Genomic DNA, 13714 nt, shown 5'->3' with positions numbered 1-13714 from the left:
CCTGGTGCATTTCCGGATGATGAGAGGTCAGCCGCAATCAGCTGCCCAAAACCGGAGATGCAGGCTGGCAGAAGGAAGCGATCTGCTGCGGATTTTGCGCCGGTTGAATTCAATACCTGAAACTGATACCGTATTTTACGGAATCAACAGAAACATGAGGTGACTGTATGGCAATCAAACAACGCATAACCGATGATGAACGGGATGAACTCACAAAAGATGTGGATGATCTCGACAAAGCGTATATCGAACGAATGAAGGAAGCAGGGATCAGTGAGGACCTGCTGGCGCAGTTTAGGAATCTGTCCCTGGAGACGCGGCCTGGGGAGGATCAGAGATGAAGCTGTTCAATTCACGTACCAGCACAATAGAGGAACTGCAGCCTCTGGAACCCGGCAAGGTATCCATGTATGTCTGCGGACCCACGGTTTACAACTATCCGCATATCGGCAATGCCAGGCCGATCGTGGTCTTTGATACATTGAAGAAAGCCCTGGAAGCCCAGGGGTACGAGGTAACCTATGTATCCAATTACACCGACGTGGATGACAAAATCATCCAGGCGGCGCTGGAACAGAATACCGACGAAAAAACCATTACGGATGCCTTTATTGAAGCCTACGCGCAGACCAGAAGAGACCTGAATGCCGACCAGCCGGATGTATCTCCCCGGGTAACGGAAACCATGGATGAAATCATCCGGTTCATTGACGAACTGGTAAAATCCGGAGCGGCGTATCAGGCAGGAGATGATGTGTATTACCGGGTTTCCAGCGACCCGATGTACGGTGAACTGTCTCATCAGAAACCGGAGGATCTGGAAGTGGGGGCCCGCATTGAGGAAAACACCACGAAGGAGAATCCGCTGGACTTCACGCTCTGGAAAAAAACCGCCCAGGGCATTCAGTGGGAGTCTCCCTGGAGCAAGGGACGGCCAGGCTGGCACACAGAGTGTGTGGTCATGATCCAGAATGTATTCGGCAAAAACCTGATCGACATTCACGGAGGCGGCATGGATCTGAAATTCCCGCATCACGAAAATGAAATTGCCCAGTGCCGCAGCCTGCATGACACCCCGCTGGCGAATATGTGGGTCCACAATGGCATGATCAACATCGACGGGCTGAAAATGTCAAAATCCCTGGGAAATGTCTGGTGGGCAAAGGATCTGATTCAGAAGTTTGGCGGAAACGTCGTACGCTGGGTCATGATCACCACCCATTACCGGGCACCCCTGAACCTGAATGAAGAGGCATTTGATGCAGCTGCCAGGGAGCTGGAAAAGATCCGGACAGCCATGAAACAGGCTTCCGTAGCCCTCCAGCTGGCGGACTGGACCGGCAGTGCGGTGCGTGTGCCCGAACTGTGGGATGCATTCATGACTGCCATGGACGATGATCTGAATACGCCCAATGCCACGGCTGCGGTGTTTGAGACAGTGAAGAAACTCAACCAGGCTGCCCGCACCAGAACCCCGGACCTGCAGCAGCTGGCGGATCTGGAAAAGACCCTGGAGGATATGCTGTATGTGCTGGGAATCCGGTTTGACCTGCCCAGGCTGTCCGACCAAGACAAAGCACTGTGGCATCAGTGGAAGGATGCCGTGAAAGCCCGGGATTTCGAGACGGCAGACACCTGCCGTGCCACCCTTCAGGCCCGGGACATTCTCTGATGGAAATCGTCACGGAAAATGCGGTGACACTGGCCTGGCTCGGGGATGCTCTGATGAATACCTATGTTCGGGAGCATCTGCTGAGCCAGGGGTGGCGCCGGGTGGATGACCTGCAGAAAAAAAGCACCCGGTATCTCTCCGCGAAGGCTCAGAGCCGCATGCTCAGAGAACTTGAAGAAGATGGTTTCTTTACAGAGGATGAAAAGATTATACTGAAAAGGGGCAAGGCAGCCCGAATTCATACCAAAGCGAAGAACGCAAACGTGCAGGAATACCTCCAGGCCACAGCCCTGGAGGCACTGATCGGCTATCTGCATCTGTACCATCACCCGGACAGACTGCAGCAGCTGCTTGCACGTCTTGCACAGATTGGAGATGATTCCCTTTGATCGTATACGGGAAGAATGTAATCAGTCAGCTGGAAAACGATCCGGCGGCGGTGGAGGAACTGTATGTATCTTCCACGCTCAAAGACAGAAAATTCCGGCAGGAGGCTGAAAAACTGAATGTGCCGGTTCTGGAAGTGCCCAGAAGCAGACTGGACAAACTGACAAACGGCGCCGCACACAACGGTGTGGCTGCCAGAGTCCGGGATATTCCCACCTATTCACTGGAAGAGCTGCTGAAACGGCAGAAAAACGACAAGGGGTTTTATGTCGCCCTGGACGGTATACAGGATCCGCACAATCTGGGTGCCATTCTCAGAACTGCGGACTGTGCCGGCGCAGACGGCGTGATCATCACCAGACATCACTCTGCATCACTGACACCCGCAGCTGTAAAGGCCAGCACAGGAGCAGCCTATACTGTACCGGTTGCACAGGTGACCAACCTGTCCCAGGCACTGAAAACCCTCAAGGACAACGGGTTCTGGATTGCCGGTACGGACATGAAGGACGCCAGGGATTACCGCGAGGGAATGTATGAAGAACCCACAGTGCTGGTGATCGGATCGGAAGGGAAGGGGATTTCCCCGCTGGTAAAAAAGCAGTGCGATTACATGGTCACACTGCCCATGCACGGCAGTGTCACATCCCTGAACGCTTCCGTGGCAGCCGCCATTCTGATGTATGAAGTGGAGGCCCGCAGAAGAATCAGCTGAACCGGTGTCAGCCTGCAGAAGACAGAAGGGCTGACGTATGACAACCAATATCAACGAACTGATTTATTTATATCACCTGCAGGATCCGGAAGCGCTGCCGCTTCTGATGGAAACCTATCAGCCGCTGGCAGCCAGATTCTGGCGGCAGCATGCTGCCGGTATGGAAAGGGAAGATTTCATGCAGTTTGCGAACATGGTCCTGGTCCGGTGCCTGAATACGTACCGGCAGGATCTGCATCTGACCTTTTCCACCTATTACCGCGCTGCTTTGCTGCATCAGATCAGCGGGCTGCACCGTCACCGGACAGAACCGGATCCGGGTACTGTGTTCTTCAGTCTGGATCAGATGCAGTCGGACAGTGACCATTCGGTTCACGAGGCAATCGAAGATCCCAGAATGAATGTCAGCCGGCAGGTTCATGCCAGACTGCTGCTGGATGAAATGGTCAGAAAACTGACCGGCAAAAAGGGAGAAGAAGCCCGCAGGATCCTGTCGCTGCGGTCCATGGAGTATTCCATGCGGGAGATTGCCCAGAAAACAGGGCTGTCCATGGGGCAGGTCCGGTACATGCTGGATGGACTGACACGCAGTCATTCCGGTCTGGCGGAGATTTGAAGTAAATTGACAGTACCATGGAACTGCAGGTATCATTATCAATTGTAAGGAAGTGAAATTATGGCGGATAAAGTCACTTTGGTGTGCACAGAGTGCCTCAGCCGGAACTACTCTACGGAGAAGAACAAGAAAAAAAGCACCGAACGTCTGGAACTGAAAAAATACTGTCCCCGGTGCAAGAAACATACACTTCACAGGGAGACTAAGTAGGTAATCACATGAGCAGGAACAAAGAAAAAAAAGAAGCAGTGTATTCGCCTGCCGGCATCCTCAGAGAGCTGAAGAAAGTTCAGTGGCCCCGTTTCGGGCAGCTGATGTCTTCCTCGGGGCTGGTCATCGGCTTTACGCTGCTGTTCGGACTGTACTTTTTCATCTGCGAACTGGCAGCTTCCAGCCTGGTCAGCTGGATCGTCAGTCTGTAGACACAACGCACAGACCTGGTCTGTGCTGTTTTCCGTTCAGGGATCTGCCGCATCCGGAATCCGGTGCGGCTGCTGACAGAAAACAGGCAGCCGGGAATTTGAAAAGCGGGATCATTTGAAAATAGCGGTTTGCAACCGGGAGGAAATCGAATTTATGGCAGAAGAACTCAAAAAACAGTGGTATGTGGTCAACACATATGCCGGTCAGGAAAACCGGGTCAAGGAGAATCTGGAACGACGCATCAAAACCATGGGGCTGGAAGATTCGCTGTTTCAGATCGTGGTGGCAGAAGAGAAGGAAGTTGAATACAAGAACGGCAAGCGGGTGGAAAAAACCCACAACCTGTTCTCCGGTTATGTTCTCGTGCAGATGATCATGACCGATGAAGCCTGGTATGTTGTACGGAATACCCCGGGGGTGACCGGATTCATCGGTTCTTCCGGAAAAGGCGCCAAGCCCTTCCCGGTGAGCCAGGAGGAAATCGACTCCGTACTGCGCCGTCTGGGTCACGAAAACACACCTGTACAAGCGGATTTTGCAGCCGGCGATCAGGTGGACATCATCGGCGGAGCCTTCGAAGGCAGCACCGGCAAGGTGGAATCCATGGATGACGAAAAGCAGGAAGCACTTGTTTCCCTGATCATCTTCGGACGGGAAACCAGCACCGAGATTCCCTACGGCGATCTGAAAAAGGTAGGCGAATGAAAACACTGGTCCTTGATCTGGATGGAACCATGTACCGCGGACCCGAGCCAATCGAGGCTGGCATTCGTCTGGTGAAAGCCATGCGCAGTCATGGCGTTCCGTACCTGTTTCTGACAAACAATTCCATGCGCACCCCTGCCCAGAATGCCGAGCACATGCAGCGGATGGGATATGAAGGGGTATGCCCGGAGCACTTCTACAACAGTGCCATGGCCAGCGCTGCCTGGGCAAGACAGCAGCTGAACACGCAGCGGGCTGCCTTCATAGGCCAAGCGGGGATGAAGGAAGCTCTGGAAGAAGAAGGCATTGAAATCACGGACCAGGATCCCCAGGCTCTGTTTGTGGGTCTGGACAAAACGATGGACTACGCCGGCTACAGCCGGGCGCTGGGACACCTTCTCAAGGGTGCCACGCTGATTGGCACCAACAAGGACCGGATTCTGGCCAAACCCGGCGGATTTGAAGTCGGCAACGGATCGGTGGTGGCACTCTTCGAGTATGCCAGCGGACAGAAAAGTCCGGATATAGCCAAACCCTATGCACCGATTCTGGATCTGATGCTGCAGAAACACGGACTGTCCCGGCAGGATGTCATTCTTGTGGGCGACAATTTGGAAACAGATATTGCGTTGGGATACAATAATCACGTAAAGACGGTCCTGGTGGAATCCGGCGTTCACACCCGGGAGGACATTGACCGTCTTGGTGTGATTCCCGACCAGGTGATCGGTTCACTGGATGAGCTGACTGCCATGATCGAAGACGGCAGCTTTGCACGTCTCTGATCAAACTGAACACTTAGGAAGCGAGAACACACAATGGAACAGACACTGAATATCTGCCTGATGATCGTATCCGGTATCATCATCATCCTGACTTTGCTGCAGAGCGGTAAATCCGACGGTCTGTCCGCCGCATTCACCGGCAGCGGAGACTTGAACCTGTTTGCGGTACAGAAAGAGCGGGGACCTGAGAAGGTGATCAGCCGCATGACGCTGATCTTCGGCATCATCTTCTTCGCACTGGTTCTTGCGCTGCAGATTGTCTAAAGGCCGGATGGCCTTTTTTTTGAAAGGAGTACCCATGAAAGATCGGCTGATCCTCCTGTTTAAGGAATCACCAGAACGTACGCTGTCTTCACTGGAGCAGCAGCTGCACATAGAAAACGAGGAACAAAGAGAGGACCTGAAGGACACTCTGGAACAGATGCAAGAGGACCGGCTGGTCTGGAAAGACGGCGATCTCTGGCGCTGGATCGGCGAGGATTATTTCGTCGGCCGGGTCAAGGACATCTCCAAGTTTGAATTCATCGTGGTCAACGGAGACCAGAAAGTCTACGTCCGCAAGTCCAACGGCATGGATGCCTTCGACCGGGACGAAGTTCTGGTGCGCAAGGCTCCCGGGGGCAACCGCATCATACACATCTTCAAGCGGGGAATCGAAAACATCACCGGCGTGATCATGAAGACCCGGGATGGCTGGCGGTTCCGCAGCGATGTGGATCTGCACACGACATTCCGGCTGACCAACGCCCGGGATTTCTCCCTGGCCAGCAACACCAAAGCTGTTGTCAGAGTGGTGGACTACAGCCGGCCTCTGGGAGTGAAAATCATCCGGCTCCTGGGTCCTGCCAGCCAGAAAGGCGTGGACATCGAAGCGATGCTGTATGAGAACAACGTCCGGATGGAGTTTCCGGAGGAAGTGATCACGCAGACCAGTCAGGTGCCTTCCGTGGTCAGTGACAAAGAGCTGGAAGGACGGACGGATTTCCGGGATCTTCTGACTGTCACCATTGACGGAGATCACTCCAAGGACTTTGACGATGCCATTTCCCTGGAGAAAACGGACAAAGGCTACCGGCTGTATGTGCACATTGCCGATGTATCCCACTATGTCGGCGAGGATTCGCCTCTGGACAAGGAAGCGCTGCTGCGCGGCAACTCCGTGTATGTGGTGGACCGGGTGGTTCCCATGCTGCCCTTTGAGCTCTCCAACGGCATCTGCAGTCTGAACCCGGATGTGGACCGGCTGACACTGACGGCTGTGATGGATCTGGACAAGGATGGCAATCTGGTGGATACCGATGTGGTGGAATCCGTAATCCACTCCGACAAGCGATGCACCTACAGCAATGTGAACAAGCTGCTGGCGGGGGATCCTTCGGTCCAGGAAGAATACAAGGATGTCAGGGAAATGCTGCAGAACTTCGAGGAACTGACGCACAAGCTGCAGGCCCGCAGCAAGGACCGGGGCTACATCAGTTTCTCCACCAAGGAACCGACGATTGAGCTGGATGACAAAGGCCGTCCTGTGAACATTTATGTGGCTGAGCGGGGATTTTCCGAGCAGATGATCGAAGAAGCCATGATCATGGCGAATGTGGCTGTGGCGAAGTTCCTGGACGAAAAGAAGATTCCGGGCATTTTCCGGGTGCATGAAACACCGGATCCGGAAAAGATCGTCACAGTGCTGAACATGGCCAAAGCCCTGAATGTACCCGCGGATTTTTATCCGGATGATGTCAATGCCAAAGACATTCAGAAATTCCTGGACAACATTGAAGACGAAACAAACCGGGATGTTCTCAGCATGATTGCCCTGCGCTCCATGCAGAAAGCCAGATACGATTCCGAAGACATCGGCCATTTCGGTCTGGCGCTGGAAGACTATACCCACTTCACCAGCCCCATCCGCCGGTACAGTGACCTGGTGGTCCACCGAATGCTCCGGAAATACTTCTTCGACAAGAATGCCGACCGCAGCAAAATCGCTTCGGAACGCCGGAAGATTCAGAAAGAAGCAGAACACATTTCCACGAAGGAGCGGGAGGCCATTACCATGGAGCGGCTAGTCAATGATTATGAAGCCGCCCGGTTCATGGAGAAGAAAATCGGGCAGCACTATCAGGGAACCGTGGTCGGCGTAGCCAATTTCGGCTTCTTTGTGGAGCTGGATAACACTGTGGAAGGTCTTGTACCCTGTCATTCTCTGACAGATGATTTCTACCGGTACGATGATGGCACCATGACGCTGGAAGGAGAAAACAATCACCGGAAATTCCATATGGGACAGAAGGTGAATGTGGTCTGCACGGATGTGGACGTTCCCCGCGGCAAGATCACCTTCGGACTGGAATAACAGACAGACTGCAGCTTTCTGACAGCTGTGGCAGCAAAACGGCGGATATCCCTGAGAGTCCGCCGTTTTTGTGCAGCAGCCACCAAACCTCAGACCCGGCCTGCAGCACCGGGCAGGAACAGCGTCCAGGTTGACGGGGATGGAAGATCTGCGGTATCATTCATTTATAGTTAGACTAAGCTAACCGGTGAAGGCATTTTTGCAGACACTGGTTTGAACAGAAACAGGGAGGTACCCTTCATGAACAAACTCGTACTGATCCGCCATGGCGAATCTGAATGGAACAGAGAAAACCGCTTTACCGGCTGGACTGATGTGGAACTCAGCGACAAAGGACGCCAGGAGGCTGCACAGGCCGGCCGGATCCTGAAAGAGGAAGGCTATTCCTTTGACAAGGCCTGGACGTCCGTCCTGAAACGGGCCAATCACACGCTGGATCATGTCCTGAAGGAGCTGGGAGAAGAACAGATTCCGGTGGTGAAGGACTGGAAGCTCAATGAGCGGCATTATGGGGCTCTGCAGGGGCTGAACAAAACGGAAACCGCCGCCAGGTACGGCGATGAGCAGGTGCACATCTGGCGCCGGAGCTGGGATGTGCGCCCGCCGCTGCTGAAACCGGAAGACGACCGGAATCCGGCTCGGGATCCTCTGTACAGCGATGTGCCGGCCAATGAACTGCCTCTGGGAGAATCGCTGAAGGATACAGTGGCCAGAGTGGTTCCGTACTTTGAAGAGGAAATCGTACCGGAAATCAAAGCCGGGAAACATGTCCTGATCGCAGCGCACGGCAATTCGCTGCGGGCACTGGTGAAGTTTCTGGACAGCATCAGCGATGAAGAAATTTCCAGTCTGGATATCCCCACCGGTGTTCCCCTGGTCTATGAGCTGGACGAGGATATGAATCCGGTCGGGCATTATTACCTGGGTGATCAGGAAGCCATCAAAGCCAGGGAACAGGCAGTCAGAGATCAGGGCAAGGCGAAATAAGCCGGAGATTCTGCGGAAAACATGCAAAAAGGGCGGCAGCCGGACTGTCTGTGGTTTGACAGACAGAAGGCAGCCGTCCTTTTCTTCGTATTGCATTCCACCAGTCCAAAGAGCAGGAGAATCCGAAACCGGATGCCGGATCAGCCAGCCAGATCCCGGCGTACCAGTTCTGTCCAGACCCCGTCTTCCTCCACCGGATCCGTGACAGTGTCAGCCAGTTCCTTCAATCCTTCCTGGGCATTGCCCATGGCTACGGCAATCCCTGCATCTTCCAGCAGTTCCTTGTCATTCATGGCATCGCCGAAGGCAATGGACTGTTCCACGGGTATGCCATACCAGGCGCAGACCGCCTTCAGGGCTTCCCCCTTGGATACATTCCAGGCAGTAATATCCACGCCAAGCGGATTCCAGCCAAAGACAGCCAGTTCCGGGATCTCCTGCAGCAGGGCAGGGCGCAGGTCTTCGGGAACAGCGGCAATGACCTGCAGACAGGGTTTCTTCAGCCGGCTGGCAAAGTCCGGATCGGCCGTCACCTTCTGACTGGCAAGACTCAGGTATTCCTGCAGCCGGGGATCCACCCAGTCTGCGCCCATATCCGCTTCACCGGCCAGGATCATGCCGACACCGTGTTTCTGCAGAAATTCACAGCACCGCTGCAGCAGATCCGGCTGGATTGCGGATTCATGGATGACAGTTCCGTCTCTGTTCACGGCCAGGGCGCCGTTGAAGCCGATTCTGGCATCGAACCCGAAATCCGGAATGATATACGGAGGACGGCCTGAAGCTGCCACCACCAGGATGCCCTGCTCCTGCAGCGCCCGAAGCGCCGCTTCCTGCCGGGGACTCAGTGCAGTCTGGCGGAAGGGGATCAGGGTTCCGTCAATGTCAAAAAAAGCGATTCTCACCGGCTGTCCCGTTTCTTTCTGAATGTTCATCTTTGCATCACCGCATTGATTATAGAGTGTCGCTGAAAAAATGACATATCAATTGAGAGGGAAAACCGGAAAAAAGGACCGTCTTTGGAAAAAACGAAAAAAACCTGTGTTTTCCTTTCCGAAACCAAATTCACGGCAGGGCAAGGTTTTCTGGAAAACCTGAACCTGTTATTATGTAAGCGATTAAAAAGGAGGACAATCTGATTATGTCCAAAACAGCAGTCATTACAGGCGGCACCAGAGGCATCGGGCTGGAGACCGTTCGCCTGTTTGCGGAAAACGGCTATCATGTCGTGTTTTACGGATCCCGGAAAGAAACCGTGGACAAGGCGCTGGAGCAGCTGCAGGGATTCGATGTCCGGGGAAAGTGGACGAGTCTGACAGACGAAGCAGCCATCCGGGCAGATTTTGATGAAATCCGGGCTGAAACCGGCTCGCTGGATGTTCTGATCAACAACGCCGGCATTTCGGACCGGCAGCCATTTCTGGAGTATGATCTGGACCGGTTCGAAAAAATCATGCGGCTCAACGTCACCGCTCCCTATGTCTGCTCCCAGGCTGCGGCTGCGATCATGAAGGATCAGGGCCATGGCGTCATCCTGAACACCAGTTCCATGGTCGGCACCTACGGACAGCCCGCCGGAGTCGCCTATCCCACATCCAAGTGGGCCATCAACGGAATGACCAGGTCCCTGGCCCGGGAACTGGGACCATACAACATCCGGGTCAACGCCGTCGCGCCGGGTGTCACCGCCACAGATATGGTCAGAGCGCTCCCGGAGGAAATGGTGACCCGGATCTCCCAGGGCATTCCGCTGAAGCGGGTGGGAGAGCCGGCGGATATCGCCAGAGCGTTCCTGTTTCTGGCATCCGAAGACGCCGGATACATCACCGGGGCCATTCTGCCTGTGGACGGTGCCACGCAGGTCTAGGCCGGTCAGAGCCTGCAAAACCGGACAGCAGCACATCAGCCAGAAAGCAGAGATTCTCCGGAATCCTGCTTTTTTTCAGATGAATGCCCGGATTTCTGATGAATCCGAATGAAAAAGTCATGAAAAATGACCGTATCCGCTTACAAAAATCCGGATAACAGCTTATGCACCGGTGTGACAGTGTCCATTTTGGCAGCCAATCTGTCCAACTTCGCCCTTGATTTGATGAAAGCCCTTACGGCGGCTATGATGGAACCAGCTCAGGAAGGGGGCGGTGAACATGCAGAAAAGCATTCTCGTTTGTGAAACAAAAACCGATGACCGCCGTCTTCCGACGGTTCTTTGAACTGAGGTGTCCAGACATCTCAGTTTTTCTTACTGACAGTGAATCCAGCAAACAGGGAGGACAAGAATATGGATCAGAATTTCAACAAAGTTTTCTGGGATGCCGCAGCCAACGGTGATTTCCCGATGGTATGCAGCCAGATCCGCACCGGAGCCGATGTCAACTACGCAAACGGCGAAGGCCGCACAGCACTGATGCGTTCTGCCAAACGTGACAGGAAAGACGTGGTGCAGGTGCTGCTGGACAACGGTGCCGAAGTCAATGCAACGGACAACAAAGGCAAGACCGCGCTGATGGCTGCGGCGAAAAAAGGCAACAAAACCATCTGCAAGGCGCTGCTGGACGCAGGAGCCGATGTGAATGCCAAAGATGACAACGGCCGTACCGCGCTGATGCGTGCAGCCCTGCTGGGTCAGGACCGGTGTGTGGAAGTTCTGCTGGACGCCGGCGCCGACATCAATGCACAGGACGAAGCAGGCCGCACCGCGCTGATGGAAGCCTGCATTGCCTTCAAGCGGGACACCATTGCCCTGCTGCTGGAGCGAAATGCGGATGTGAATCTCTTTGACAACAACGGATGCACCGCGCTGATGCGCGCAGCCTACGGCGGCTATCCTTCTCTGGTGGAAAAACTCCTGGCTTTCGGTGCCGACAAGGACATGGAAGACAAGCAGGGCAACGTGGCGCTGGATTATGTGCGTGAACACTGCCGCGCCCAGCTGGAACCCATCCTCAAATAATGAAGAAGACAGGAGAAAAGGAATGAGAGACTACAAAAGCAGCGAAGTGCGCAACGTCACAGTTGCCGGACACTCGGGAGCCGGTAAAACATCGGTTCTGGAAGCCATGCTCTACTATACTGACGCCACCGACCGTTTCGGTCACACCAGCGACGGATCCAGCCTGATCGACTTTGACGCTGAGGAAATCCGCCGGGGACTGTCGGTATACACCTCCATCGTCCCCATTGAATGGGACGACAGCAAGATCAATTTCATCGACACACCCGGGTATCTGGATTTCACCGGTGAAAAGCAGGCCGGCATGGCGGTGGGCGATTCCGTGCTGATCGTGGTGGACGCCAAGGATCCGCTCCAGCCCGGAACCAGGATTGCCTTCAAGGAAGCGCAGCAGGCGAAGAAACCGGCGATTTTCTTCATCAACAAGCTGGATGAAGAGCACACCAGTTTCGAAGATGCCTACACACGGCTGCACGAAGCCTTCGGCAAATCCGTCATCCCCTTTGAAGTTCCCATCATTGAAAACGGAGTCTATGTGGGCACTGTAAACATCCTGCGCAACAAAGCCTGGTATCACCATGGATCCAAAGCCAGCGATTCCGTCGCCCAGCCCGTTCCGGAAGAAATGGCGGATGAAATCGCGATGTACAAAGATCAGATTGCGGAAGCCGTGGCCATGGGCGACGATGAACTCATGGAAAAATTCTTCTCCGGGGAACCCTTCACGGACGCGGAACTCACCAGAGGTGTGCGTATCGGTGTCCGCTCCGGTGAAATCATCCCGGTATTCTCCGGTGCTGCCATCGAATCCCGGGGCATTGGCCGCCTCATGGATCTGATCGCCACCTATTTCCCCACATATTCCGAAAAGGGCATTTTCACAGCCACCACACCCAACGGTGTCAAGGTGGACCTGCTGACCACCGAGGAAGAAGTTCCCACAGCCCAGGTGTTCAAAACCATCGTGGATCCCTTCGTCGGCCGGATTTCCTACATCAAAGTGCTCTCCGGCACGCTGAGCTCGGACTCCACCATGGTCAACGCCAATAACGGCAAACCGGAGAAGATCAGCACAATCTACACCATCAAAGGCAAGCACCAGACCGCTGCGGGCAAGCTCTTCACCGGTGATATCGGCGCAGTGACCAAACTGCAGGAAACCCGTACCAATGACACCCTCTGCGCCAAAGGCAAACTGCTCATGGCCGATCCCATTGTCTTTGAGGAACCGCTCTATGGCCAGGCTGTCAATGCAAAAACGAAAAACGACGAGGACAAGCTCTCCGGTGCCCTGGCCCGGATCCAGGAAGAAGATCCGACCTTCAAAGTTGCCGTGAACCCGGAAACCAGGGAAACTGTGATCTACGGCATCGGTGACCAGCATCTGGAAGTCATTGTCAACAAACTCCAGTCCAAGTTCAAAACCGGCGTCACGCTCCAGAACCCGAAAATCACCTACCGGGAAACCATCACCAAATCCGCTGTTGGCGAAGGACGGCACAAGAAGCAGTCCGGAGGTCATGGTCAGTTCGGGCACGTATTTGTGGAGTTCACGCCCAACGAAGACCAGGAAGAGATGGAATTCGCGGAAAAAGTCTTCGGCGGAGCTGTACCCCGTCAGTATTTCCCGGCTGTGGAAACCGGCCTGCGGGAATGCGTGCAGGAGGGCCCCCTGGCGAAATACAAGATGGTCAACGTGAAAACCACGCTGCTGGACGGCAAGTACCACGACGTGGATTCCTCGGAAATGGCATTCAAGATGGCCGCCCGTCTGGCCTACAAAGACGCCATGAGCAAATGTGCCCCCATTCTGCTGGAACCCATCATGAACGTCACCGTCACTGTCCCGGATGAGTACACCGGCACGGTTCTCGGTGACCTGAACAAACGCCGCGGCGCGATTCTGTCCATGACCCCGGAAGACGATCTGCAGATCATCGAAGCCCAGGTGCCCATGGCGGAACTGGCGAAGTATTCCGTGGATCTGCGCAGCATGACCCAGGGACTTGGCAAGTACAGCCTGTCCATGGACCGCTATGATCCTGTTCCGGAAAACCTCTCGAAGCGCATCATCGAAGCAGCCTGAATCTGACTTACAGGCACCTGTCCGCCACCATT

The 13714-nt window shown here is 54.5% G+C and carries 16 protein-coding genes; 15 read left to right on the top strand and 1 reads right to left on the bottom strand.

Annotated elements, in window-relative coordinates; all coding sequences use genetic code 11:
- Positions 1-167: 167 nt before the first annotated feature.
- The 12 genes from QZ305_RS00280 (at position 168) to gpmA (ending at position 8643) form a co-directional block, all read left to right on the top strand.
- Positions 168-341 carry a hypothetical protein gene (locus tag QZ305_RS00280; RefSeq protein WP_294729479.1) on the top strand — a complete coding sequence of 58 codons (174 nt, stop codon included), beginning with the start codon at positions 168-170 and terminating at the stop codon, positions 339-341.
- Positions 338-1672 carry a cysteine--tRNA ligase gene (gene cysS, locus QZ305_RS00275; protein ID WP_294729478.1) on the top strand — a complete coding sequence of 445 codons (1335 nt, stop codon included), beginning with the start codon at positions 338-340 and terminating at the stop codon, positions 1670-1672. Before QZ305_RS00280 ends, cysS begins: the two co-directional genes overlap by 4 nt.
- Positions 1672-2061 carry a Mini-ribonuclease 3 gene (locus QZ305_RS00270; RefSeq protein ID WP_294729476.1) on the top strand — a complete coding sequence of 130 codons (390 nt, stop codon included), beginning with the start codon at positions 1672-1674 and terminating at the stop codon, positions 2059-2061. Before cysS ends, QZ305_RS00270 begins: the two co-directional genes overlap by 1 nt.
- On the top strand, positions 2058-2774 hold the full coding sequence (rlmB, locus tag QZ305_RS00265; RefSeq protein ID WP_294729475.1) for a 23S rRNA (guanosine(2251)-2'-O)-methyltransferase RlmB: 717 nt from the start codon (positions 2058-2060) through the stop codon (positions 2772-2774). Before QZ305_RS00270 ends, rlmB begins: the two co-directional genes overlap by 4 nt.
- 37 nt (positions 2775-2811) lie before the next feature.
- A complete protein-coding gene (locus QZ305_RS00260; protein ID WP_294729473.1) occupies positions 2812-3390 on the top strand; it encodes a sigma-70 family RNA polymerase sigma factor in 579 nt (192 codons plus the stop codon).
- A gap of 60 nt (positions 3391-3450) precedes the next feature.
- Positions 3451-3600 (top strand): 50S ribosomal protein L33, encoded by a 150-nt coding sequence (rpmG, locus tag QZ305_RS00255; RefSeq protein ID WP_067557026.1) that lies wholly within the window; start codon positions 3451-3453, stop codon positions 3598-3600.
- Between the two features lie 8 nt (positions 3601-3608).
- Positions 3609-3812, top strand: a complete 204-nt coding sequence (gene secE / locus QZ305_RS00250; protein WP_294729470.1) for a preprotein translocase subunit SecE — start codon at positions 3609-3611, stop codon at positions 3810-3812.
- A gap of 154 nt (positions 3813-3966) precedes the next feature.
- Entirely contained in the window at positions 3967-4518 is a 552-nt protein-coding gene (gene nusG / locus QZ305_RS00245; RefSeq protein WP_294729468.1) for a transcription termination/antitermination protein NusG, read from the top strand.
- Positions 4515-5303 (top strand): HAD-IIA family hydrolase, encoded by a 789-nt coding sequence (locus QZ305_RS00240; protein ID WP_294729467.1) that lies wholly within the window; start codon positions 4515-4517, stop codon positions 5301-5303. Before nusG ends, QZ305_RS00240 begins: the two co-directional genes overlap by 4 nt.
- Before the next feature lie 33 nt (positions 5304-5336).
- Positions 5337-5567, top strand: coding sequence for a preprotein translocase subunit SecG (secG, locus tag QZ305_RS00235; protein WP_294729465.1), 231 nt, complete (start codon positions 5337-5339; stop codon positions 5565-5567).
- Between the two features lie 34 nt (positions 5568-5601).
- On the top strand, positions 5602-7656 hold the full coding sequence (gene rnr, locus QZ305_RS00230; protein WP_294729464.1) for a ribonuclease R: 2055 nt from the start codon (positions 5602-5604) through the stop codon (positions 7654-7656).
- A 240-nt stretch (positions 7657-7896) separates the two neighbouring features.
- The gene (gene gpmA / locus QZ305_RS00225) at positions 7897-8643 is read left to right on the top strand and encodes a 2,3-diphosphoglycerate-dependent phosphoglycerate mutase (RefSeq protein WP_294729463.1); all 747 of its coding nucleotides are present in this window, start codon (positions 7897-7899) and stop codon (positions 8641-8643) included.
- Positions 8644-8783: 140 nt separating this feature from the next.
- On the opposite strand, the gene QZ305_RS00220 is transcribed toward gpmA, so the two are convergent.
- A complete protein-coding gene (locus QZ305_RS00220) occupies positions 8784-9578 on the bottom strand; it encodes an HAD family hydrolase (protein ID WP_294729461.1) in 795 nt (264 codons plus the stop codon).
- Between the two features lie 206 nt (positions 9579-9784).
- Between QZ305_RS00220 and QZ305_RS00215 the strand changes: the two genes are divergently transcribed.
- The 3 genes from QZ305_RS00215 (at position 9785) to fusA (ending at position 13682) form a co-directional block, all read left to right on the top strand.
- The gene (locus QZ305_RS00215; RefSeq protein WP_294729459.1) at positions 9785-10510 is read left to right on the top strand and encodes an SDR family NAD(P)-dependent oxidoreductase; all 726 of its coding nucleotides are present in this window, start codon (positions 9785-9787) and stop codon (positions 10508-10510) included.
- 414 nt (positions 10511-10924) lie between these two features.
- A complete protein-coding gene (locus tag QZ305_RS00210; RefSeq protein ID WP_294729458.1) occupies positions 10925-11596 on the top strand; it encodes an ankyrin repeat domain-containing protein in 672 nt (223 codons plus the stop codon).
- Between the two features lie 22 nt (positions 11597-11618).
- Complete coding sequence (gene fusA, locus QZ305_RS00205) at positions 11619-13682, top strand: elongation factor G (RefSeq protein WP_294729457.1); 2064 nt, start codon at positions 11619-11621, stop codon at positions 13680-13682.
- The last annotated feature ends 32 nt before the right edge of the window (positions 13683-13714 follow it).

The organism is uncultured Faecalibaculum sp., assembly GCF_910588395.1.
GTDB lineage: Bacteria > Bacillota_I > Bacilli_A > Erysipelotrichales > Erysipelotrichaceae > Faecalibaculum.
The sequence above is the reverse complement of the archived record's forward strand: the minus strand, read 5'-3'. Positions and strand labels throughout refer to the sequence as shown.